General features: G+C 68.8%; 19 protein-coding genes. 8 read left to right on the top strand and 11 right to left on the bottom strand.

Going from position 1 to position 20,057, the window contains the following annotated elements:
- Positions 1-14: 14 nt before the first annotated feature.
- From AC5RVD_RS10690 to AC5RVD_RS10700, 3 genes are read right to left on the bottom strand one after another with little or no spacing between them, the layout of a single operon-like run.
- Positions 15-1,178: an acyl-CoA dehydrogenase family protein gene (locus tag AC5RVD_RS10690; RefSeq protein ID WP_494111376.1), complete on the bottom strand. Its 1,164-nt coding sequence runs from the start codon at positions 1,176-1,178 to the stop codon at positions 15-17.
- 2 nt (positions 1,179-1,180) lie between these two features.
- Positions 1,181-3,244, bottom strand: coding sequence for an acetyl/propionyl/methylcrotonyl-CoA carboxylase subunit alpha (locus AC5RVD_RS10695; RefSeq protein WP_494126899.1), 2,064 nt, complete (start codon positions 3,242-3,244; stop codon positions 1,181-1,183).
- Positions 3,245-3,249: 5 nt separating this feature from the next.
- Positions 3,250-4,854 (bottom strand): carboxyl transferase domain-containing protein, encoded by a 1,605-nt coding sequence (locus AC5RVD_RS10700; protein WP_494111378.1) that lies wholly within the window; start codon positions 4,852-4,854, stop codon positions 3,250-3,252.
- 171 nt (positions 4,855-5,025) lie between these two features.
- Between AC5RVD_RS10700 and AC5RVD_RS10705 the strand changes: the two genes are divergently transcribed.
- Positions 5,026-5,643 carry an SACE_7040 family transcriptional regulator gene (locus AC5RVD_RS10705; protein WP_494111379.1) on the top strand — a complete coding sequence of 206 codons (618 nt, stop codon included), beginning with the start codon at positions 5,026-5,028 and terminating at the stop codon, positions 5,641-5,643.
- 35 nt (positions 5,644-5,678) lie between these two features.
- On the top strand, positions 5,679-6,146 hold the full coding sequence (locus AC5RVD_RS10710) for a GNAT family N-acetyltransferase (protein WP_494107947.1): 468 nt from the start codon (positions 5,679-5,681) through the stop codon (positions 6,144-6,146).
- 18 nt (positions 6,147-6,164) lie between these two features.
- Here the strand turns inward: AC5RVD_RS10710 and AC5RVD_RS10715 are convergent, their stop codons facing one another.
- Genes AC5RVD_RS10715 through pdhA form a run of 3 tightly spaced genes read right to left on the bottom strand, consistent with a single transcriptional unit; the run spans position 6,165 to position 9,728 of the window.
- Entirely contained in the window at positions 6,165-7,595 is a 1,431-nt protein-coding gene (locus AC5RVD_RS10715) for a dihydrolipoamide acetyltransferase family protein (RefSeq protein ID WP_494126900.1), read from the bottom strand.
- Between the two features lie 4 nt (positions 7,596-7,599).
- Entirely contained in the window at positions 7,600-8,607 is a 1,008-nt protein-coding gene (locus AC5RVD_RS10720; RefSeq protein WP_494122816.1) for an alpha-ketoacid dehydrogenase subunit beta, read from the bottom strand.
- On the bottom strand, positions 8,607-9,728 hold the full coding sequence (gene pdhA, locus AC5RVD_RS10725) for a pyruvate dehydrogenase (acetyl-transferring) E1 component subunit alpha (RefSeq protein ID WP_494126901.1): 1,122 nt from the start codon (positions 9,726-9,728) through the stop codon (positions 8,607-8,609). Before pdhA ends, AC5RVD_RS10720 begins: the two co-directional genes overlap by 1 nt.
- 192 nt (positions 9,729-9,920) lie before the next feature.
- On the opposite strand from pdhA, the gene AC5RVD_RS10730 reads away from it, so the two are divergent.
- The gene (locus AC5RVD_RS10730) at positions 9,921-10,397 is read left to right on the top strand and encodes an Lrp/AsnC family transcriptional regulator (RefSeq protein WP_494126902.1); all 477 of its coding nucleotides are present in this window, start codon (positions 9,921-9,923) and stop codon (positions 10,395-10,397) included.
- A gap of 95 nt (positions 10,398-10,492) precedes the next feature.
- The gene (ald, locus tag AC5RVD_RS10735) at positions 10,493-11,578 is read left to right on the top strand and encodes an alanine dehydrogenase (protein ID WP_494126903.1); all 1,086 of its coding nucleotides are present in this window, start codon (positions 10,493-10,495) and stop codon (positions 11,576-11,578) included.
- 99 nt (positions 11,579-11,677) lie between these two features.
- On the opposite strand, the gene AC5RVD_RS10740 is transcribed toward ald, so the two are convergent.
- Both AC5RVD_RS10740 and AC5RVD_RS10745 read right to left on the bottom strand, forming a co-directional pair.
- Entirely contained in the window at positions 11,678-13,303 is a 1,626-nt protein-coding gene (locus AC5RVD_RS10740) for a monocarboxylic acid transporter (RefSeq protein ID WP_494111385.1), read from the bottom strand.
- Positions 13,300-13,668 carry a DUF485 domain-containing protein gene (locus AC5RVD_RS10745; RefSeq protein ID WP_494111386.1) on the bottom strand — a complete coding sequence of 123 codons (369 nt, stop codon included), beginning with the start codon at positions 13,666-13,668 and terminating at the stop codon, positions 13,300-13,302. The genes AC5RVD_RS10740 and AC5RVD_RS10745 overlap by 4 nt, the downstream gene beginning before the upstream one ends.
- 181 nt (positions 13,669-13,849) lie before the next feature.
- On the opposite strand from AC5RVD_RS10745, the gene AC5RVD_RS10750 reads away from it, so the two are divergent.
- The 4 genes from AC5RVD_RS10750 to AC5RVD_RS10765 are packed head-to-tail and all read left to right on the top strand — an operon-like array spanning position 13,850 to position 17,816.
- Positions 13,850-15,067 (top strand): sensor histidine kinase, encoded by a 1,218-nt coding sequence (locus tag AC5RVD_RS10750; RefSeq protein ID WP_494122821.1) that lies wholly within the window; start codon positions 13,850-13,852, stop codon positions 15,065-15,067.
- 48 nt (positions 15,068-15,115) lie between these two features.
- Entirely contained in the window at positions 15,116-15,838 is a 723-nt protein-coding gene (locus tag AC5RVD_RS10755; RefSeq protein WP_494111388.1) for a LytR/AlgR family response regulator transcription factor, read from the top strand.
- Positions 15,835-16,314 carry a DUF485 domain-containing protein gene (locus AC5RVD_RS10760; RefSeq protein ID WP_494126904.1) on the top strand — a complete coding sequence of 160 codons (480 nt, stop codon included), beginning with the start codon at positions 15,835-15,837 and terminating at the stop codon, positions 16,312-16,314. Before AC5RVD_RS10755 ends, AC5RVD_RS10760 begins: the two co-directional genes overlap by 4 nt.
- Positions 16,311-17,816 (top strand): sodium/solute symporter, encoded by a 1,506-nt coding sequence (locus AC5RVD_RS10765; RefSeq protein WP_494126905.1) that lies wholly within the window; start codon positions 16,311-16,313, stop codon positions 17,814-17,816. The genes AC5RVD_RS10760 and AC5RVD_RS10765 overlap by 4 nt, the downstream gene beginning before the upstream one ends.
- A gap of 16 nt (positions 17,817-17,832) precedes the next feature.
- On the opposite strand, the gene AC5RVD_RS10770 is transcribed toward AC5RVD_RS10765, so the two are convergent.
- The 3 genes from AC5RVD_RS10770 to frr form a co-directional block, all read right to left on the bottom strand.
- Entirely contained in the window at positions 17,833-18,423 is a 591-nt protein-coding gene (locus AC5RVD_RS10770; RefSeq protein ID WP_494111391.1) for a DivIVA domain-containing protein, read from the bottom strand.
- 100 nt (positions 18,424-18,523) lie between these two features.
- Positions 18,524-19,426: a phosphatidate cytidylyltransferase gene (locus AC5RVD_RS10775; protein ID WP_494126906.1), complete on the bottom strand. Its 903-nt coding sequence runs from the start codon at positions 19,424-19,426 to the stop codon at positions 18,524-18,526.
- Between the two features lie 23 nt (positions 19,427-19,449).
- Positions 19,450-20,007, bottom strand: coding sequence for a ribosome recycling factor (gene frr, locus AC5RVD_RS10780; protein WP_494111393.1), 558 nt, complete (start codon positions 20,005-20,007; stop codon positions 19,450-19,452).
- Positions 20,008-20,057: the final 50 nt, after the last annotated feature.

Raw genomic sequence — 20,057 nt, forward strand, 5'->3', positions numbered from 1 at the left:
GCCTGTGCGCTCCGTCAAAGCCCCAGTTCGCGGGCGATGAGCATCAACTGCACTTCGGTGGTCCCTTCCCCGACCTCCAGGATCTTCGAGTCGCGGTAGTGGCGCGCCACCCGGAATTCGTTGATGAAGCCGAAGCCGCCGAAAATCTGCGTGGCATCGCGGGCGTTGTCCATGGCGGCTTCGCCTGCCACCATCTTGGCAATCGCCGACTGCGTTTTGAAGTGCCGGCCGGCGAGCATCCTGGCGGCGGCGTCGTAATACGCCAGCCGCGCCGTGTGCGCGCGGGCCTGCATCCGGGCGATCTTGAACTGGATGGCCTGGAAGGAACCGATGTTGGTGCCGAAGGCCTGGCGCTCCTTCGCGTAGCGCACCGCCTCGTCCACGCACCCCTGCGCCGCGCCCGTGGCCAGCGCGGCGATGGCGATCCGGCCCTCGTCCAGGATTTGCAGGAAGTTGGCGTAGCCCCTGCCGCGGGCGCCCAGCAGGTTTTCTTCCGGGACGCGGACGTTGTCCAGGGTGAGCGGATGCGTGTCGGACGCGTTCCAGCCCACCTTGTTGTACGCCTTCTCGGCGGTGAAGCCCGGGGTGTCCGTGGGAACCAGGATGGTGGAGATTTCCTTCTTCACCGAGCCGTCTTCGCGCTCGGAGGTGCCGGTGACCGCGGTGACGGTGACCAGCCGGGAGATCTCGGTGCCGGAGTTGGTGATGAACTCCTTGTGCCCGTTGACCACCCATTGCCCGTCCACGAGCTCCGCCCGGGTCTTCGTGCCGCCGGCGTCCGAGCCCGCTTCGGGTTCGGTCAGGCCGAAGCCGGCGAGCGCCTCGCCGCTGGCCAGCATGGGCAGCCACTGCTGCTTCTGGTCCTCGGTGCCGAAGCGGTAAATGGGCATCGCCCCCAGCGAGACCCCGGCCTCCAGGGTGATCGCCACCGATTGGTCCACCGCCCCGAGTTGTTCCAGCGCCAAGGCTAGCGCGAAGTAGTCGCCGCCCATGCCGCCGTATTCCTCGGGGAAGGGGAGGCCGAACAGGCCCATCTCGCCCATCTGTTCCACGACCTTGTACGGGAAACTGTGCTCCTCGTCGTGCCTGGCGGACACCGGGGCGACCACCTCGCGGGCAAATTCCCGCACGGTCTCCACCAGGTCCTGGTAGTCCTCGCTCAGTGAGAAGTCAGGCATGGTCATGCCCCTTTCTGTTCAGGTTCTCCGGGGACAGGATCCGCTGCCCGCACGACGGCGACGATCTGGCCGGCCTTGACCAGGTCGCCGGGTTTGAGGTTGATGCTGGCTTCGCCGTCGATCCCGGCGCTCAGCTGGTGTTCCATCTTCATCGCTTCCACCGTCAGCAGCGGCTGGCCGGCCACCACCCGGTCGCCGTTGGCCACCGCCACGGACGTCACCGTCCCCGGCATCGGCGAGCGCACCTCGGGTGATGCCTCGCCCTCGGACTGGCGGACCCCTGCCAGGGCGTCGGCGAGCCTGCCCTCCCGGCCGCGGACGGTCACCCGGGCCGACCAGCCGGCGTCGCCCAGCCAAATCGTGCCGTCCTCGCCGAACGCGTGGCGCAGCGGCCGGCGGACGCCGTCGACCTCCGCCGCCTGACAGGCCCGGTCCAGCACGACGGCGTAGCTGCCGCCGCCGGCCGTCACCAGGGCACCGGAGGGCCGGCCGGCGGCCGCGTCCCCCGTCCAGGCCACCGACATGTCGCGGTGTTCTCCGCCGCCGAGGTCGAAGCTGACGGTGCACGGACGCGGCCCGCTCAGCCGCCAGCCCTCGCTCCGCCAGGCGGACCCCGGCCGGCCGGCCGCGCCTGTCCGGATCCGCCCGTCCCGTTGCCGGAGCAGCCAGTCCACGGCGGCCACGGACAGTTCGGCGTCACCGGGCCGGCGGAACTGCTGGTGTTCGATCTTCCGGTCGATCAACGTGGTGTCGAGCCGCCCGCCCCGCACGTCGTCGTCGGCCAGCAGGCTGCGAAGGTGCTCGATGTTGGTGTGGACGCCCAGCACCATGGTGTCGGCCAGCGCACCGTCCAGCCGGGCCAGGGCCTGCTGCCGGTCCTCGCCCCAGGCGATCACCTTGGACAGCAACGGGTCGTAGTCGGAGGGGATGACCAGGCCCGGCAGCAGCGAACTGTCCACCCGCACGCCCTCCCCGGCGGCTTCGGCCAATTCCAGCACCGTGCCGGCCGAGGGCAGGAACTGCTGCGAGGGATCTTCCGCGTAGACGCGGGCCTCGACCGCATGCCCGGTGAGCACGACGTCGGACTGCGCCAGCGTGAGGGCCTCACCCGCCGCGATGCGCACCTGCCACTCCACCAGGTCCAGGCCGGTCACCAGTTCGGTGACCGGGTGTTCCACCTGCAGCCGGGTGTTCATCTCCATGAAGAAAAACTCGTCGGGTGCGTCGTCGGAGACCAGGAACTCCACGGTTCCGGCCCCCGTGTAGTCCACCGAGCGGGCCGCGTTGCAGGCCGCCTCGCCGATCCTGGCGCGGGTGGCGGCGTCGAGGAGCGACGACGGCGCCTCCTCGATGACTTTCTGGTGCCGGCGCTGCAACGAGCACTCGCGCTCCCCCAGGTGGATGGCGTTGCCGTGCCGGTCGCACAGCACCTGCACTTCGATGTGCCGCGGCCGCGCGATCAGCCGCTCCAGGAAGAGGGTGTCGTCGCCGAAGGCGGAAGCGGCCACCCGGCGGCCGGCGGCGAGCGCCGCACGCAGTTCCTCGGGCCGCTGCACGGCCATCATCCCCTTGCCGCCGCCGCCGGCCGACGGCTTGATCAGCAGCGGGTAGCCGACCTCTTCGGCGGCCCGGACCAGCCCGTCGTCGTCCAGCCCCGGTTCCGCGATCCCGGGGACCACCGGGACCGAATGCGATGCCACGTGGTTCTTGGAGCGGATCTTGTCCCCCATGATCCCGATCGCCCCCACGTTGGGCCCGATGAACACGATGCCGGCCGCCTCCAGCGCCTGGGCAAACGCCACGTTCTCGCTGAGGAAGCCATAGCCGGGGTGGACGGCCTCGGCGCCCGTGGCCTTGCAGGCTTCGATCACGGAGTCGATGCGCAGGTAGCTCTCGGCCGCGGGCGCGGGGCCGATCCGCACCGCGATGTCGGCCTCGCGCACGTGGCGGGCCCCGGCGTCGGCATCCGAATAGACGGCAGCGGCACGGATGCCCATGGCGCGCAGCGTGCGGATGACCCGGCAGGCGATTTCGCCGCGGTTGGCAACCAGGACGGTTTCGAACACGCTGATCACATCCTGAACAAGCCGAAAGAGGTATCGGGCAAGGGGCTGTTGGCGCAGACGTCGAGGGCGAGGCCGAGCACGGTGCGGGTCTGCGCCGGGTCGATGATCCCGTCGTCCCAGAGCCGCGCGGTGGAATAATACGGGTTGCCCTGGGCTTCGTACTGTTCCCGGATGGGGGCCTTGAACGCTTCCTCGGCCTCGGCGCTCCACTCCTCCCCGCGGGCTTCCAGCTGGTCCCGTTTGACGGTGGCAAGGACCGAGGAAGCCTGGTTGCCGCCCATCACGGAGATGCGCGCGGCCGGCCACATCCAGAGGAAACGCGGCGAGTAGGCGCGCCCGCACATGGAATAGTTGCCGGCACCGAAGGACCCGCCGATCACCACGGTCAGCTTCGGCACCCGGGCGGTGGCGACGGCGGTCACCATCTTGGCCCCGTGCTTGGCGATGCCGCCGGCCTCGTAGTCGCGGCCCACCATGAAGCCGGAGAGGTTCTGCAGGAAAACCAGCGGGATGCCGCGCTGGTCGCAGAGTTCGATGAAGTGCGCGCCCTTGAGGGCAGATTCGGAAAAGAGCACACCGTTGTTCGCCACAAGGCCCACCTGATGCCCGTGGAGCCGGGCGAAGCCGGTGACCAGCGTGGTGCCGTACTCCCGCTTGAACTCGTGGAAGCGGCTGCCGTCCACCAGCCGGGCGATGACCTCGCGGACGTCGTAGCCGGCGTTCACGTCCACCGGAACGGCTCCGTAGATTTCCTGCGGGTCGGCCGCCGGCGCCTCGACCGGCGCCGTCTCCCAGGCCGGCGTCCGGCACGGGAGCGTGGCGACGATGTCGCGGACAATCTCCAGCGCGTGCACATCGTTCTCCGCCAGGTGGTCGGTCACCCCCGAGGTCCGTGCATGCAGCTCGCCGCCGCCCAGTTCCTCCGCGGTCACAACTTCGCCGATGGCCGCCTTCACCAGCGGCGGGCCGCCCAGGAAGATGGTGCCCTGGTCGCGGACGATCACGGTCTCGTCGCTCATGGCCGGAACGTAGGCGCCGCCGGCCGTGCAGGAACCGAGCACCGCGGCGATCTGCGGGATTTTCGCCGCCGACATCCGCGCCTGGTTGTAGAAGATGCGGCCGAAGTGCTCGCGGTCCGGGAACACGTCGTCCTGCTTGGGCAGGAACGCGCCGCCGGAGTCCACCAGGTAGATGCACGGCAGGTTGTTCTCCAGCGCCACCTCCTGGGCGCGCAGGTGCTTCTTGACGGTCATCGGGTAGTAGGTCCCGCCCTTGACGGTCGCATCGTTGCAGACCACCAGCACGTGGCGGCCGTGCACCAGGCCGATGCCGGCGATCATCCCCGCCCCCGGCGAATCGCCGTCGTACATTCCCTCGGCGGCCAGCGGCGCGATCTCCAGGAACGGGCTGCCCTCGTCCAGCAGGGTGTCGACCCTGTCCCGCGGCAACAGCTTGCCCCGCTCCAGGTGGCGCCGGCGCGAGCTCTCCGGCCCGCCCGCCGCCACCGAGGCCAGGCGGCCGTGGAGCTCGTCGGCCAGCCGGCGCTGCGCCGCGTCGTTGGTCCGGAAGCTGTCACTGGTAGTGTCCACCCGGGAAGCCAGTGTCTCCATCGACACCTTCCTGGCCGAAGCCGTCGCGCGTCCGCAATCCGCCGCCCACCGCTGGGGAGCAACTGGCCTGCAGGACGCATTTTGGTTAGTCTGTACTAACTGAAATCAGGCTAGTGGCCGCTAACTGTCTTGTCCAGCACTTATTCAGCATCTGCGCGAGGGAACCGATCCATGTCAGCACCGCATGCCGCCGCCGCGACGCGCCAGACCGGCCGCAGCCTGGCCAAGGCGACCCGCAGGGCCGCACTGCTGGACGCCGCCGCCCGCCTCTTCGCCGAGCGCGGCTTCAACGGCGTTTCCATCGAAGACCTCGGTTCGGCGGCCGGCGTCAGCGGCCCGGCCGTCTACCGGCATTTCGACAGCAAGCATGCGGTGCTGGCGGCGCTGCTCACGGGCGTCAGCCAGGACCTGCTCGACGGCGGCCAGGACGTGGCGGCCGGCAAGCAGGACGCCGAGGAGGCACTCCGGGGATTGGTCGCCTTCCACGTGGACTTCGCCTTGAAGCATCCCGACGTCATCCGCGTCCACGACCGGGACCTGGACAGCCTGCCCGCCGAGGACTCGGCGTTGGTCCGGACGCTGCAGCGCACCTACGTGGAGGTGTGGGTTTCCGTGCTGGCGCGGCTGCTGCCCGAGGCCGATGCGGCGCAGTTGCGGGTCCGCGCCCACGCCGTCTTCGGACTGATCAACTCCACGCCGCATTCGACCCACCGGAGCCGGCAGCCGCGGGAAGCCTGGCGCCGCAATCTGCTGGAACAAATGGCCTGGGCCGCATTGAAAGCCGAGTAGGGTGTATCAGACACCAACTAGCCGAAAGGTCTGCTGTGATTGAGCTTCGTCCTGTAGAACCTGCCGACCTCGACGAGTTCTTCGAGTACCAGCAGGATCCCGACGCCAACCATATGGCGGCATTCGCCGCCCGGAATCCGTCTGACCGCGGCGTGTTCGATCTCCACTGGCAGAGCCTGCTCGACGACGAGACCATCACCGTGCGCACCGTCACCGTCGATGGCGAGGTGGTGGGCAGCGTACTGGCCTACCCGAACGAGGGGTACCCGGAACTGAGCTACTGGACCGCGAAGTCGCAGTGGGGCAAGGGCGTCACCACCGCGGCCGTCGAGGCCTTCTTGCGGGAATTCACCGCGCGCCCCATCCGCGCGCGGGTGGTCAAGGACAACCTTGGCTCGGTCAAGGTCCTGCACAAGCTCGGCTTCCGGACCGTCGGTGAGGCCCAGGGCTTCGCCAATGCCCGCGGCGCCGTGGTTACCGAGGAGATCCTCGAACTGGCCTGAGGCGCCTCCCCGCCGGCATCACACCATGGCCAGCACCATGGCCGGGTCCGACAGGATGGTGCCGATGTCGGCGAGGAAGCGTCCCGCCTGCTCTCCGTCCACCACGCGGTGATCGAAGGACAGGCTGAGCGTCACCACATCGCGCAGCGCCACCTCCCCCCGGTATTCCCACGGCTGCCGCCGCACCGCGCCGAGGGCCAGGATGGCCGACTCCCCCGGGTTCAGGATCGGCGTTCCGGCGTCGATGCCGAACACCCCGATGTTGGTGATGGAGATGGTTCCCCCGCGCAGTTCGGACGGGGCGGTCCGGCCGGCGCGTGCCGTCTCGGCCAGCTCCCCCAGGGCCTCGGCCAGCCGGCGCAGGTCCATCCGGTGCGCGTCCTTGATGTTCGGCACCGTAAGTCCGCGCGGGGTCGCCGCGGCAATGCCAAGATTCACGTAGTTCTGCTGCACGATCTCGCCGGCGTCCCCGTCCCAGCGGGAGTTCAGCTCGGGGCGGCGCTCCAGCGCCAGGCACAGCGCCTTGGCAGTGATGGTCAGGGGCGTGAGTTTCAGCCCGGCGAACGCCTTGCCCGCCTTGAGCCGCCGGATCAGTTCCATGCTCTCCGTGGCGTCGACGGTGAGGAACGACGACGCATGCGGGGCGGTGAAAGCACTGGCCACCATGGCTGCGGCGGTGTGTTTGCGAACGCCCTTGACCGGGATCCGCGTCTCCGCCCCGGCGGCGCCGCCGAGCCAGCCGACGGCCGTTCCGGGCACGGCACCCCCGGCCGCAACGGCCGGGGCCGCTGCCGCCTCGTGGAAGGCCCGGACGTCGTCGCGGGTGATCAGGCCCCGTTCCCCGGTCCCGGCCACCTGTGCCAGATCGACGCCGAGGTCCTTGGCCAGCTTCCGGACCGGCGGGGTTGCGCGTGGCCGCTCCGGGATCTTCCCGGACGGTTCGGCCGGGGCCTCGTCGGGCGCGCCGGCCGGCCGGCCGGCGGCGAAAACATCCGCGGTTCCGGCGGGCTCCGCGTCCGCTGCGCGTGGTGTCAGGGTCGCCGGGAGCGCTGCCGGGACCGCCGTGGCGAACGCCGCCCCGCCGGTCTTGCGTCGGCGCCGGGCCGGCCGTCCGTTCCCCTCGGCCGCCGCACCGTACCCCACCAGGTTCGCCTCGCGGCGCGGCTCCGGCGGTTTTCCGGCCGCCTTCACGCCGTCGTCTCCCGCGTCTTCCACCTCGATGGAGACGATTGGCTCGCCCACGCTGACGGTGGTGCCGGGCACTTCATGCAGGGTGCGGACCACCCCGGAGAACGGCGAGGGCAGCTCGACCACGGCCTTGGCAGTTTCCACCTCGCCCAGGATCTGGTTGAGCTGGACCGCATCGCCCTCGGCCACGTTCCAGCTGACGATCTCCGACTCGGTGAGCCCCTCGCCCAGGTCCGGCAATTTGAATACCTTGATCCCCACGGATTCAGTCCTCCAGTCCGGTCAGCGAGTTGGGCCTGCCGAGCACCCGGTCCACACCGTCCAGGATGCGGTCCAGATCCGGCAGGTGATGCCGCTCCATCTTGGCCGGAGGGTACGGGATGTCCATCCCGGTAATCCGCACGGGAGCGTGTTCCAGATGATAGAAACAGCGTTCGGTCAGGCTGGCCGCGATCTCCGCGCCGAGCCCGCCGGTCCGGGCCGCCTCGTGCGTGATCACCAGGCGGCCGGTCTTGCGCACCGAGGCCTCCACGGTGGGAAAGTCCAGCGGCGACAGCGAGCGCAGATCAATGACTTCCACCGACACGCCGTCGTCCTCGGCGGCCTGGGCCGCTTCCCGCGCCGTCTGGACCAGCGCACCGTAGGTCACCAGGGTCACATCGGATCCGGGCACCTCCACCCGTGCGCTGCCCATCGGCAGCGCGGACTCCAGCGCATTCTCGTCCACCTCGCCCTTGGTGTGGTAGCGCCGTTTGGGTTCGAAGTAGACCACCGGATCGTCGGCGGCGATGGCCTGCTGGATCATCGTGCAGGCGTCCTGCGGGTTCGACACTGCCACCACCCGCAACCCGGAGGTGTGGGTGAAATACGCCTCCGGCGATTCCGAGTGGTGTTCGGCGGCGCCGATGCCGCCGCCGAAGGGCACCCGAATGGTCAGCGGCATCTTCACCCGGCCGCGGGTGCGGTAGTGCAGCTTGGCCACCTGGCTGACGATCTGGTCGAACGCCGGGTAGATGAAACCGTCGAACTGGATCTCGCAAACCGGCCGGTAGCCCCGGTAGGCCATGCCGACGGCGGTGCCCAGGATCGCGGACTCGGCCAGCGGGGCGTCGATCACCCGGTGGGCGCCGAAGTCCTTTTGCAGTTCGTCGGTAATGCGGAACACCCCGCCCAAGGCTCCAATGTCCTCGCCGATGATCACCACCCTGGGGTCATTCTCCAGGGCCTTGCGCAGCCCGGTGTTGATGGCGCGTCCAAACGTCATGGTGGTCATCAGCGGCCTCCCTCGGCAGCGTCGAACGAATCAAGATAGCGCTCGTAGTGCGCGCGCTGTTGTGCCAGCACGGGGTGCGGCGCCACGTAGACGTTCTCGAACAGTTCCAAGTCGGCAGGATCGGCCATCGTCGTGCAGCCGGCGCGCATCTCGGCTGCGGCCTGGTCGGCCGCGTCCCGGACCCGCTTTTGCAGCCCCTCGTCCAACAGGCCCTCGGCGGCCAGGAGGGCGGCCAGCCGGTCGATCGGATCCCGGCTCTTCCAGTCCTCCAGCTCGTTGGCATCGCGATAGCGGGTGGGATCGTCGGCGGTCGTATGCGGTCCCATCCGGTAGGTGACCGCTTCGATGAAGGACGGGCCGCCGCCGCTGCGCGCATGCTCCAACGCCCTGCGGGTCACGGCCAGGCAGGCCAGAACATCGTTGCCGTCCACGCGGTAACTGGGAATCCCGAATCCGGGTGCACGCTCGGACAGTTTGCCTTGTGCCTGCAGGGTCACCGGTTCGGAGATCGCCCACTGGTTGTTCTGGCAGAAGAAGATCACCGGTGCCTGGAAGCTGGCGGCAAACACCATGGCCTCGTTCACGTCGCCCTGGCTGGTGGCGCCGTCGCCGAAATACGTCACCGCCACCGCATCGTCGCCGTCGAACTTCACCGCCATGGCGTAGCCGGTGGCGTGCAGCGTTTGAGCCCCGATGATGACCTGCGGGGTGGCCATGTTGATTTCGTAAGGGTCCCAACCGGAGGGCCTGTTGCCGCGCCAGACGCGGATCATGTCGGTCAGGTCCACGCCGCGGCAGTAGGCGACGCCGTTTTCCCGGTAGCTGGAAAAGACGAAGTCGTCCTTGCGCAGGGCGCGGCCGGAACCGATCTGGGCCGCCTCCTGCCCCAGCAGCGGCGGCCACAAGGCGAGCTCTCCCTGCCGCTGCAAGGCTGTGGCTTCCTGGTCCAGGCGGCGGACCACCACCATGTCCTGGTAGAGACCGGCGAGACGGTCGCCGTCGATATCCTCCAGCCAGGGGTCGAACTCCCCGTTGGGGACCCGCGTACCGTCCGGCGCGAGCAGTTGGATGTAGCTTTCCTGGTTGAGCGGACCGGCCGGGTCCGTGCCTGGTAAGGACACTTGCGACACTCCCTTTGCGTCTTCAGGGCCGGGAAGGTCTTGTGGACCTCTCGGCGCCGGACAGCCCCGCCTGCACCTTTGCCCGCGGTTGATTGTGACACTACTCACATCCCGCAAGTCGCGCAATGATCCGGAAAAAAGTTGAGCAGAATGCCCTGCCGGGGCGGTGCCCGGCGTGCTAGTCTGCGCACTATGCGGAATTTGGACGGCACCGACCTGCGGTTGCTGGGTGCCCTGGCGCAGGATCCGCGGCGGACCGTGGTGGCCCTGGCGCAGATGTTGGGCCTGTCGCGCAACACGGTGCAGGCGCGCATGGCCCGCCTCGAAAGGGACCACGTGTTCCTCTCCTTTGACCGGCGGATCAATCCTGCCGCCGTGGGCTATCCGCTGGCGGCCTTCATCCACATCCACGTGCACCAGCCGAAACTGCAACAAATCACCGACGAACTGGCCCGCATCCCGGAGGTACTCGAAGCCATTGGCATCACCGGCCAAGCGGACATCCTGGCCCGCGTCGTCTCCGAGGGCGCCGAGGACCTGTTCCGCGTCAACGGCAAGATCCTGGCGATCGATGGCGTGGAGCGGACCGACACGTCGCTGGCCATGCACGAACTGATCCCGTTCCGGATCGAACCGCTGCTCTCCCGCGGGGTCCGGGCAGCCGGCTAGCTGTAAGCTCGGGTGCATCGGGCAGGCCCCGTGCCGCTGGCCGGGGTCCGGGGACCGGACCGCCGGCCGGCGTCCGACCAGAAGGGACGGCGTCCATGCGCATTGGAGTGCCACGCGAGGTCAAGAACAACGAGTCCCGGGTGGCCATCACGCCGCCCGGCGTCCATGAATTGAGCGCCGCCGGCCATCAGGTACTGGTGGAGGCCGGCGCCGGCCTCGGCTCCTCCATCACCGACGGCGATTACTCGGCGGCCGGCGCCAGGATCATGGATTCGGCCGACGCCGTCTGGGAGCAAGCGGAGCTGGTCCTGAAGGTGAAAGAACCGGTGGCAGAGGAATACCACCGGCTGCGCAGCGACCTGACCCTGTTCACCTACCTGCACCTGGCCGCCGACGCCACCCTCACCCAGGAACTGTGCTCCCGCGGCACCACCGCGATCGCCTATGAAACCGTGCAGCTGCCGGACAGGTCGCTGCCCTTGCTGGCCCCGATGTCCGAAGTCGCCGGCCGGCTCGCCGCCCAGGTTGGCGCGTACTCCCTGATGCAGCCGCTGGGCGGACGCGGCGTCCTGATGGGCGGGGTCCCCGGCACCAGGCATGCCGACGTCGTGGTGATCGGCGCGGGAGTGGCAGGGGCCAACGCAGTGTCCATGGCGGTGGGCATGCGGGCCAACGTCACCGTGCTGGACACCGACGTGCGCCGGCTGCAGCGGCTCGATGACCAATACCAGGGCCGGGTGGCCACGTTGGCCAGCAACGCGCTGGAACTGCGCCAGGCGGTCCTGGCGGCAGACCTGGTGATCGGGGCGGTGCTGATTCCCGGGGCCAGGGCGCCGAAACTGGTCACGAATGAGATGGTCAGCCGGATGCGGCCGGGGGCCGTCCTGGTGGACATCTCCATTGACCAGGGCGGCTGCTTCGAAGATTCCCGGCCGACCACGCATGCCGACCCCACGTTCAAGGTCCACGACACGGTGTTCTACTGTGTGGCCAATATGCCCGGAGCGGTGCCGCGCACCTCGACCTACGCGCTGACCAACGCCACGCTCCCCTACGCCAAACTCATTGCCGGCGAGGGGTTCGATGCCGCGGCCAAACGACGGCCGGAACTGCTGCCCGGGCTCAGCACCCGGGACGGGAAGATCGTTTCCGAACCCGTTCGCCTGGCTCACGCCCGCTGATCCCCGAGCGCCCGCATGGCTGCGGGCCCGGCATCCATCCGCCGGGCCCGCAGTGCTATCCGAGACGGCGCGTTTCAGGCGCGCGCCGCCGTCGTCGCATCAGTGGACCGTCGCCTTCTCCGCGCCGACGCCGGTGAGCGAGCGGACCTCCATCTCGGCCTGCTTGGACGCGTCCTCGCGGTTCTTGTCCAGCACGGTACCCAGCCAGCCCAGGAAGAACGCCAGCGGGATGGAGACGATGCCCGGGTTGTTCAGTCCGAAGATGGCGAAGTCCGCGCTGGGGATCATCGACGTCTCCTTTCCGGAGACCACCGGGGAGAACACGATCAGGACGATGGCCGCGCCGAGGCCGCCGTACATGCTCCACACCGCACCCTGGGTGGTGAAGCGCTTCCAGAACAGCGAGTAGACAATGGTGGGCAGGTTGGCCGACGCGGCCACCGCGAAGGCCAGCGCCACCAGGAAGGCCACGTTCTGGCCCTGCGCGCCGATGCCGCCGAGGATCGAGACGACGCCGATGACCACCACGGTGCGGCGGGCCACCTTGACCTCGCCGGCCGAGTCGACCTGTCCCTTGCGCACCACGTTCGCGTAGATATCGTGCGCGAAGGAGGCGGCCGCGGTGATGGTCAGGCCGGCCACCACCGCCAGGATGGTGGCGAATGCCACTGCCGAGATCAGCCCCAGCAGCACCGGGCCGCCGAGCGCGAAGGCCAGCAGCGGCGCGGCGGAGTTGACCCCACCCGGAGCGCTCTTGATGGCTTCCGGACCAATCAGCGCCGCGGCGCCGTAGCCCAGCACCAGGGTGAACAGGTAGAACGCGCCGATCAGCCAGATGGCCCAGACCACGGACCGGCGGGCCTCCTTGGCCGTGGGCACGGTGTAGAAGCGCATCAGCACGTGCGGCAGGGCCGCGGTGCCCAGCACCAGGGCCAGCGCCAGCGAGATGAAGTCCAGCTTGGACGCCTCCGAGACACCGTACTGCAGGCCCGGGTTGAGCAGCTCGGGGTTGCCGGCGGTTTCCACCGCGGCGCCCAGCAGCTCGGAAAGGTTAAAGCCATGCAGTGCCAGCACCCACACGGTCATGATGAACGCACCGGCGATCAGCAGGCAGGCCTTGATGATCTGGACCCAGGTGGTGCCCTTCATGCCGCCTACCAGGACGTAGAGGATCATCAGTGCGCCGACGACGGTGATCACCAGGGACTGTCCCAGCCTGGAGTCAATGCCGATCAGCAGCGAGACCAGGGCGCCGGCTCCGGCCATCTGCGCCAGCAGGTAGAAGAAGCACACGGCCAGCGTGGTGATGGCCGCGGCGATCCGCACCGGGCGCTGCCGCAGCCGGAAGGACAGTACATCGGCCATGGTGAACTTGCCGGTGTTGCGCAACAGCTCGGCCACCAGCAGCAGGGCCACCAGCCAGGCCACCAGGAAGCCGATCGAGTACAGGAAGCCGTCGTACCCGTTGATCGCGATCGCGCCGCAGATGCCCAGGAACGACGCCGCCGAGAGGTAGTCGCCGGCAATGGCGGTGCCGTTCTGGCCGCCGCTGAAGGACCGGCCCGCCGCATAGTAGTCGGCCGCGGTCTTGTTGTTCCGGCTGGCCCGCAGCACCACCACCAGGGTCACGCCGACGAACAGGGCGAAGATCAGGATGTTGATCCAGGTGGAATCCTTGATGTCGTCCGCCGTGACGGCCAGCGGAATGTTCACGGCGTGCCTCATTTGGTGTCCTCCGGTAGGCCGACGCCCTCGTTTTCGAGGCTGTGGCGGATGTCAGTGGCGATCGGGTCCAGCTTCTTGTTCGCGTAGCGGACGTACCAGGTGGTGATGGCGAAGGTGCTCACGAACTGCAGCAGGCCCAGCACCAGGCCGACGTTGATGTTGCCCCACAGCTTGGTGGACATGAATGCGTGCGCATAGTCGGCCAGCAGCACATAGGCGAAGTACCACAGCAGGAACGCCGCGGCCATCGGGAACACGAACGAGCGGTGGCGCTTGCGCAGTTCGGTGAATTCCGGACTGCTCTGGACCTCTCGGAAGTCCACGGCCGCGGCCTCGCCGGCGTCCGGGTGTGGGTTGTTGCCCATCTTTTCCTCCTCATCGGGCACACGCTTCGGTGTGTGACTGCGATCACTCTGCTAGCTGGCGGTGCCGGTGGCCAGCCGCCGGGCGGCGCGCATCGCCCAACGGTCCACCGGCTGCGGTGAACGGCGCTCCCCTGCGCCGAGCTGCATTCGGCCGTTCGGCCCTGCGGCTAGGCTTGAGGGCATGCTCAGCCCGGCCGTGGACATCGCGCTCATCGCCGCCCTGGCCGTGGTGGCGGTGGCGGTGATCGCGCTGGTGGGCTTCAAACTGACCCGTTCCTACCGGGACCTGGGCTCCGAGGCCGACCGCGCAACCTACGCCACGCTGCACACCGCGGGGCTCGCGGGCCAGTACCTGCGCTCCGGGCTGACGCCGGCCGGCGCGGGCAAGGCGAGCAAGCACCTGCGCGGCCTGCTGGGCTCCGAGGTGCTGGTGTTGACCGGGCTGGACGATGTGCTCGGCTGGGACGGATCCGGCCAGCCGCCGGAGTCGGCCCTGCGCCTGGCCGGCAAGACCATCGGATCGGGCCGCACCCAGGTCTTCCGCGGCAACCAGTTGCTGCCGGACGGCCTGGTCCCGCAGGTGGCCGCCGCCCGGGACGGCGGCCTGACGGAAGCGGTCTTCGCCCCGATCCGGGTCCAGGACCGGGTGGTCGGCACCGTCGGCGCCTACACCGGACACGTAGCGGCTTCGCTCGTGCGGGCCACCAACGAGGTCGCGGCCTGGGTGGCCACGCAGATCGAACTGGCTGAGCTGGACACCTCCCGGACGTTGCTGATGGAAGCCGAAGTGCGGGCGCTTCGGGCACAGATCAGCCCGCACTTCATCTACAACGCCTTGAACGCCATCGCCTCCTACATCCTCACCGACCCGGCGCGGGCACGGGAACTGGTGATCGAGTTCGCCGACTTCACCCGCTACTCCTTCCGGCGGCACGGAGACTTCACCACCCTGGCGGAGGAACTGAAGTCGATCGACCGCTACCTGCTGCTGGAGCGTGCCCGGTTCGGCGACCGGCTCAAGGTCAGCCTGCAGATCGGCCCTGAAGTCCTCAGCACCGTCATCCCGTTCCTCTCCCTGCAGCCGTTGGTGGAGAACGCGGTGCGCCATGGGCTGGAAGCCAAGGAAGGCCCGGGACAGATCACCATCACCGCCCACGACGCCGGCGCCTACGCCGTGGTCACCATTGAAGACGACGGCGTGGGCATGGATCCGGAGCGGCTGCGCACCGTCCTGGCCGGCCGCACCGAAGGCGATCATGTGGGCTTGCGCAATGTGGACGTGAGGCTGCGGCAGGTCTACGGCGAGGAACACGGCCTGGTGGTGGACACGGCGCCCGGGGCCGGCACGCTGGTCACGCTGCGGGTGCCCAAGTTCCAGCCCGGCAACCGCGTGGACTAAAGCGGCCGGCGCGGAGCTTCATCCCGCGTACCTAATAGACTGTGGGCCATGGTCAATGTGGTTGTCGCCGATGACGAAGCCCCCGCCGTCGAGGCCCTGGCGTACCTGCTCGCCCGGGATTCCCGGATCGGTGAAGTCCACAAAGCCACCAGCGGCGCCGAAGCCCTGCGTGCCTTGGAGCGCCACGACGTGGACGCGCTCTTCCTGGACATCCACATGCCGGCTTTAACGGGGCTGGACATCGCCAAGGTCATTTCCCGTTTCAGCCGCCCGCCCGCGGTCGTCTTCGTCACCGCCGATGAAGACAAGGCGCTGCAGGCCTTCGAACTGGCCGCCGTGGACTACCTGCTCAAGCCGGTGCGGGCAGACCGGCTGGCGGAATCGGTGCGCCGGATCTGCGAACTGATGGAAGACGGCGGGGCGGCGAAGCCGGAAGTCGTCACCGTTGACCAGGGCGGCATTACCAAGATGATCCGGCGCGACGAGATTCAGTACGTGCAGGCCCAGGGCGATTACGCCCGGCTGCACACGGCCGACGCGAGCTACCTGATCCGGGTGCCGCTCAATGACCTGGAGCGCCAGTGGGCGGACGCCGGCTACCTCCGGATCCACCGTTCCTACCTTGTGGCGATGGACCAGGTGCAGCAGATGCGGACCAGCGCCGGCAGGGCCAGCCTCCTGGTTGGCGGCGCCGAACTGCCCGTCAGCCGGCGGCATCTGCCCGGCGTCCGCGACAGGCTGGAGGCCACGCGGGTGAGGCCGCGCGGATGAGCAGCGGTCCGGGCCGCAGCGAGGTTCCCCGCTTTTCCGACGGCGGCGCACCGCTTCCCGACGGCGATGCGCAGGTCCCGTCGGCCGGATTCCCGGAGCGGGTCCGCGTCACCGCGCCGCGTTCGGCTGCGCCTCGTCCATCGGGGGGCTACACCTTCTCCCGCGAAGTGGCCGAGCAGTCCGAGGTCGGCGAACTCTTCGTCCGGTCCCTGGTCCGCTCCCAGTTGCGCCTGGCCCTCGTGGTGGCGGCCGGCTTCGGGCTGATCCTGCTGGGCATGGCAGTACTGATCGCGCTGGTGCCGTTCGCGGGCACGCTGACCCTTTTCACCGTCCCGCTCCCCTGGCTGCTGCTGGGCATCGGGATCTACCCGATCATCCTGGCGTGCGCCGCCCTGTACAACCGCGCGGCGGCCCGCAACGAGCGCCGGTTCCGCGAGCTGACGGCCGACTGGATCGATCCGGGGACGAAGCAGTGAACGCGGCCACCGGGCTGGCGGCGGTGGCCACCGTCTGTGCCGCCACCGTGCTGATCGGCATTTACGGGCTGCGGATTTCGCGCACCACCGGTGATTTCTACGTGGCCTCGCGGACGGTCAAGCCGTGGTGGAATGCGTCGGCCATCGGCGGCGAATACCTCTCCGCCGCAAGCTTCCTGGGCGTGGCAGGGCTGATCCTGGTCTCGGGCATCGACGCGCTCTGGTTTCCCGTCGGCTATACCGCCGGCTATCTGATGCTCCTGCTGTTCGTGGCGGCCCCGCTGCGCCGCTCCGGCGCCTACACGATCCCCGACTTCGCCGCGGCCCGGCTCGATTCCGCCGCCGCCCGCCGCGTCACCAGCCTGCTGGTGATAGCGGTCGGCTGGCTGTACATTGTCCCGCAACTGCACGGGGCCGCCCTCACCGTGCGCATCGCCACGGGCCTGCCGGGCTGGGCAGGCGCCCTCACCGTCGTCGTCGTGGTGGTGCTGTCCGTGGTCACCGGCGGCATGCGCTCCATCACCTTTGTGCAGGCCTTCCAGTACTGGCTCAAGCTGACGGCCCTGGCCATCCCGGTGGTGTTCATCCTGCTGGTCCTCGCCGGGTCGGGCCAATCGGCCACCGGCGGCGGCGCGGCCTTCGACCCGTCGCTGGACGTCGTCGGCGATGCATCGCTGTACCGGAATATCTCGCTGATCATCGCCCTGCTGTTCGGGACCCTGGGGCTGCCGCACGTGCTGGTGCGTTTTTACACCAATCCCGACGGCGCCGCCGCCCGCCGCACCACACAGCTGGTGCTGGGGCTGCTGGCGTTGTTCTACCTCTTCCCCACCCTCTACGGCGTCCTCGGCAGGCTGCACACGCCGCGGCTGGCCGACGGCGGCCAGTCCGACGCCACGGTACTGCTGCTGCCGGGGCGGATCGTGGAGGGTTTGGCCGGCGACTTCCTGAGCGCGTGCGTGGTGGCCGGCGCCTTCGCCGCGTTCCTCTCCACCACCTCCGGGTTGGTGGTTTCCCTGGCCGGCGTGGTCAGCCAGGACCTGTTCCGCGGCAGCGTCAGGGGCTTCCGGCTGGCCGCGGTGCTGTCGGCCATCGTGCCGCTGGGCATCGCCCTGGGAACGGAATCGCTGGCCTTGGCCGGCAGTGTGGGCACGGTCTTCGCGTTCACCGCCTCGACCATTTGCCCGCTCTTGCTGCTGGGCATCTGGTGGCGCGGGCTCACCGATGCCGGCGCCATCGCCGGCATGGTGTCGGGGGCCGTGCTCTGCGGCGGTTCGCTGCTGGCGGCTGCCGTGGCGGGCCCGAAGCTGGGAGCCTGGGCCGAGCCGCTGGGGCAGCCGGCGGCGTGGACCGTCCCGGCGGCGTTCCTGGTGACCGTGGCCGTTTCCCGGGCTACCGCTTCGCGCAGGCCGGCCACCACTGCCCGGGTCATGGCACGACTGCACACGCCGGAGCGCGCGGACACGCTGGATGCGGCCGGCTGGTCCGGTCACGCGGACTGAACGAGGTTCAGCCCGGTCAGTCGATGGCTGCCATCAACTCGACGACGCGGTCCAGGAATGCGTCCACCTGGTTTTCCTCGTAGCCGTCCTTGCCCTTGGCTTCCCGGAACACTGCCCTGCGGACCACGTCGACGCTCATCGGCTGGTCGTGCTCGAAATATCCCAGCAGTTCCACGCACAGCGCGTCGACATCCTCGACGTTGTAGCTGACGGCGTTCCGCTTCGTGGGCCGGCGGAAGCGTTCGCCGGGAGCCCGGTGGAGGCGGGCCCGCAGCATCGCCGACACGCGGCCGATCTGCGTCAGCCAGGCCTGTTCGCCGTCGCGCTTGATCAGCGCGTCGCGCTCCCGCTGGGCGAAGACATCCTCCAGGCGGTCCAGCGCGGCGTCGACGGCCCGCGGGTCGTAGCCGCCCTTGGCCGGATCGAACGTCATGGCCCGGACATCTCGGCTGGTGATGGGGGCGTCGCCGGGCTCGGGGTTGTTGTAGTACTCCCGGGCCCGGCCGAGGAAGTCGTCCACCTGGCGTGCGTTGTAGCCGAAGTTCCGCCGGTCCACGTGGTCGAACGGGGCACTGCCCTTGCCGGCATCAATGGTTCGTCGCGCCATGGTGTCCTGTGGTTCCTGTTCCTTCAATACGTTCCGCTTGTCTACGGTGCCAGTCTATGCGGGCCGTCGCACGCCACCGGGTCAAACACGTTCCGCGCGCCTAGACTGCCCCTGGTGCCAGCAGCAACGCGAACACGTAAGCCACCGGTGCCGCAAACACGATGGAATCCAGCCGGTCCATCACGCCGCCGTGGCCCGGCAGGAAGTTGCTCATGTCCTTGATGCCAAGTTCCCTCTTGACCATCGATTCGGCCAGGTCGCCCACGGTGGATGCGGCCACGGTGGCCACGGCCAGGACGAGCCCGAACCACCACTGCAGGTCCAGCAGCAGCACCGAGCACAGGACACCGACCAGGATGGCCCCGCCGACCGAACCGGCAAACCCTTCCCACGACTTCTTGGGGCTGATCTTCGGCGCCATCGGGTGCTTCCCGAACAGCACCCCGATGAGGTAGCCGAAGGTGTCGTTGGAGACCACCAACAGCAGCATGGTGGCAACCTTCAGGGCACCCGATTCCTCCAGCAGCAACAGCAGGGAGAAGCTGATGAAAAAGGGGACCCAGCAGAGAATGAAGGTGCCGCTGAGCACACTGCTGACCGCGCCGTCGGTGCTGTCCAGGCACTTCCAAACCATCAGGGCGACGCAGCTGGCCACCAGGGCAAAGGCCAGCCCTTCCGGCCCGCCGTAGTATGCGGCCACAGGCATGGCGATGGCACCGGCGAACAGCGGCGGCAGCGGCACCTTGATGTTCTTGACCGTCAGGGCGCGGGAAACCTCCCACACGCCGACGGCAGAGAATCCGGCCACCAGCAGCACGAACGCATCGGGCAGCAGGAAAAGCCCCACCAGGACAACAATGAGCAGCGAGAGTCCGACGACGATGGCTGCCGGCAGATTGCGCCCGGCACGGGACGGCTTGGCGGCGGCACGCAACGCCCGCCGTCCGGGTTCGGCCGGCCGTTGTCCCGGACCAGCCGCCGGAGCCGGCGTATCGCCAGCCATGGGTTGAGGCTGGTCCGTACTCATCAGACCTCGAGCAGCTCGGCTTCCTTGCGCTTGAGGAGCTCGTCCACGTTGTCCGTGTGCGACTTGGTCTTGGCGTCCAGTTCCTTTTCGGCCCGGTTGCCCTCGTCCTCGCCGACGTCGCCGTCCTTGACCAGCTTGCCGATGGTGTCCATGGCCTTGCGGCGGATGTTGCGGATGGAGACCTTGGCGTCTTCGGCCTTGCCCCGGACCACCTTGACGTACTCCTTGCGGCGTTCCTGGGTCAGTTCCGGCAGGACCACGCGGATCACCACGCCGTCGTTGGCCGGGTTCGCGCCCACATCCGAATCGCGCAGGGCCTTCTCGATGTCGTTCAGCGCCGACTTGTCGTACGGCGTGATCAGCAGGGTGCGCGGTTCGGGGTTCTGGAAGGACGCCAACTGCTGCAGCGGGGTCGGCGTGCCGTAGTAGTCGACCGTGACCTTGGAGAACAGTGCCGGATTGGCGCGGCCGGTGCGGATGGTGGCGAAGTCTTCCTTGGCCACTTCGACTGCCTTGTCCATCTTCTCGGCAGCTTCGCGCAGCGTCTCGTCTATCACGGTCTCTCCTTCACGTCCTTCATTCATTCCGCGGTGCCCGCGGTCCTGGC

It is taken from the genome of Arthrobacter sp. THG-b23 (assembly GCF_059091265.1).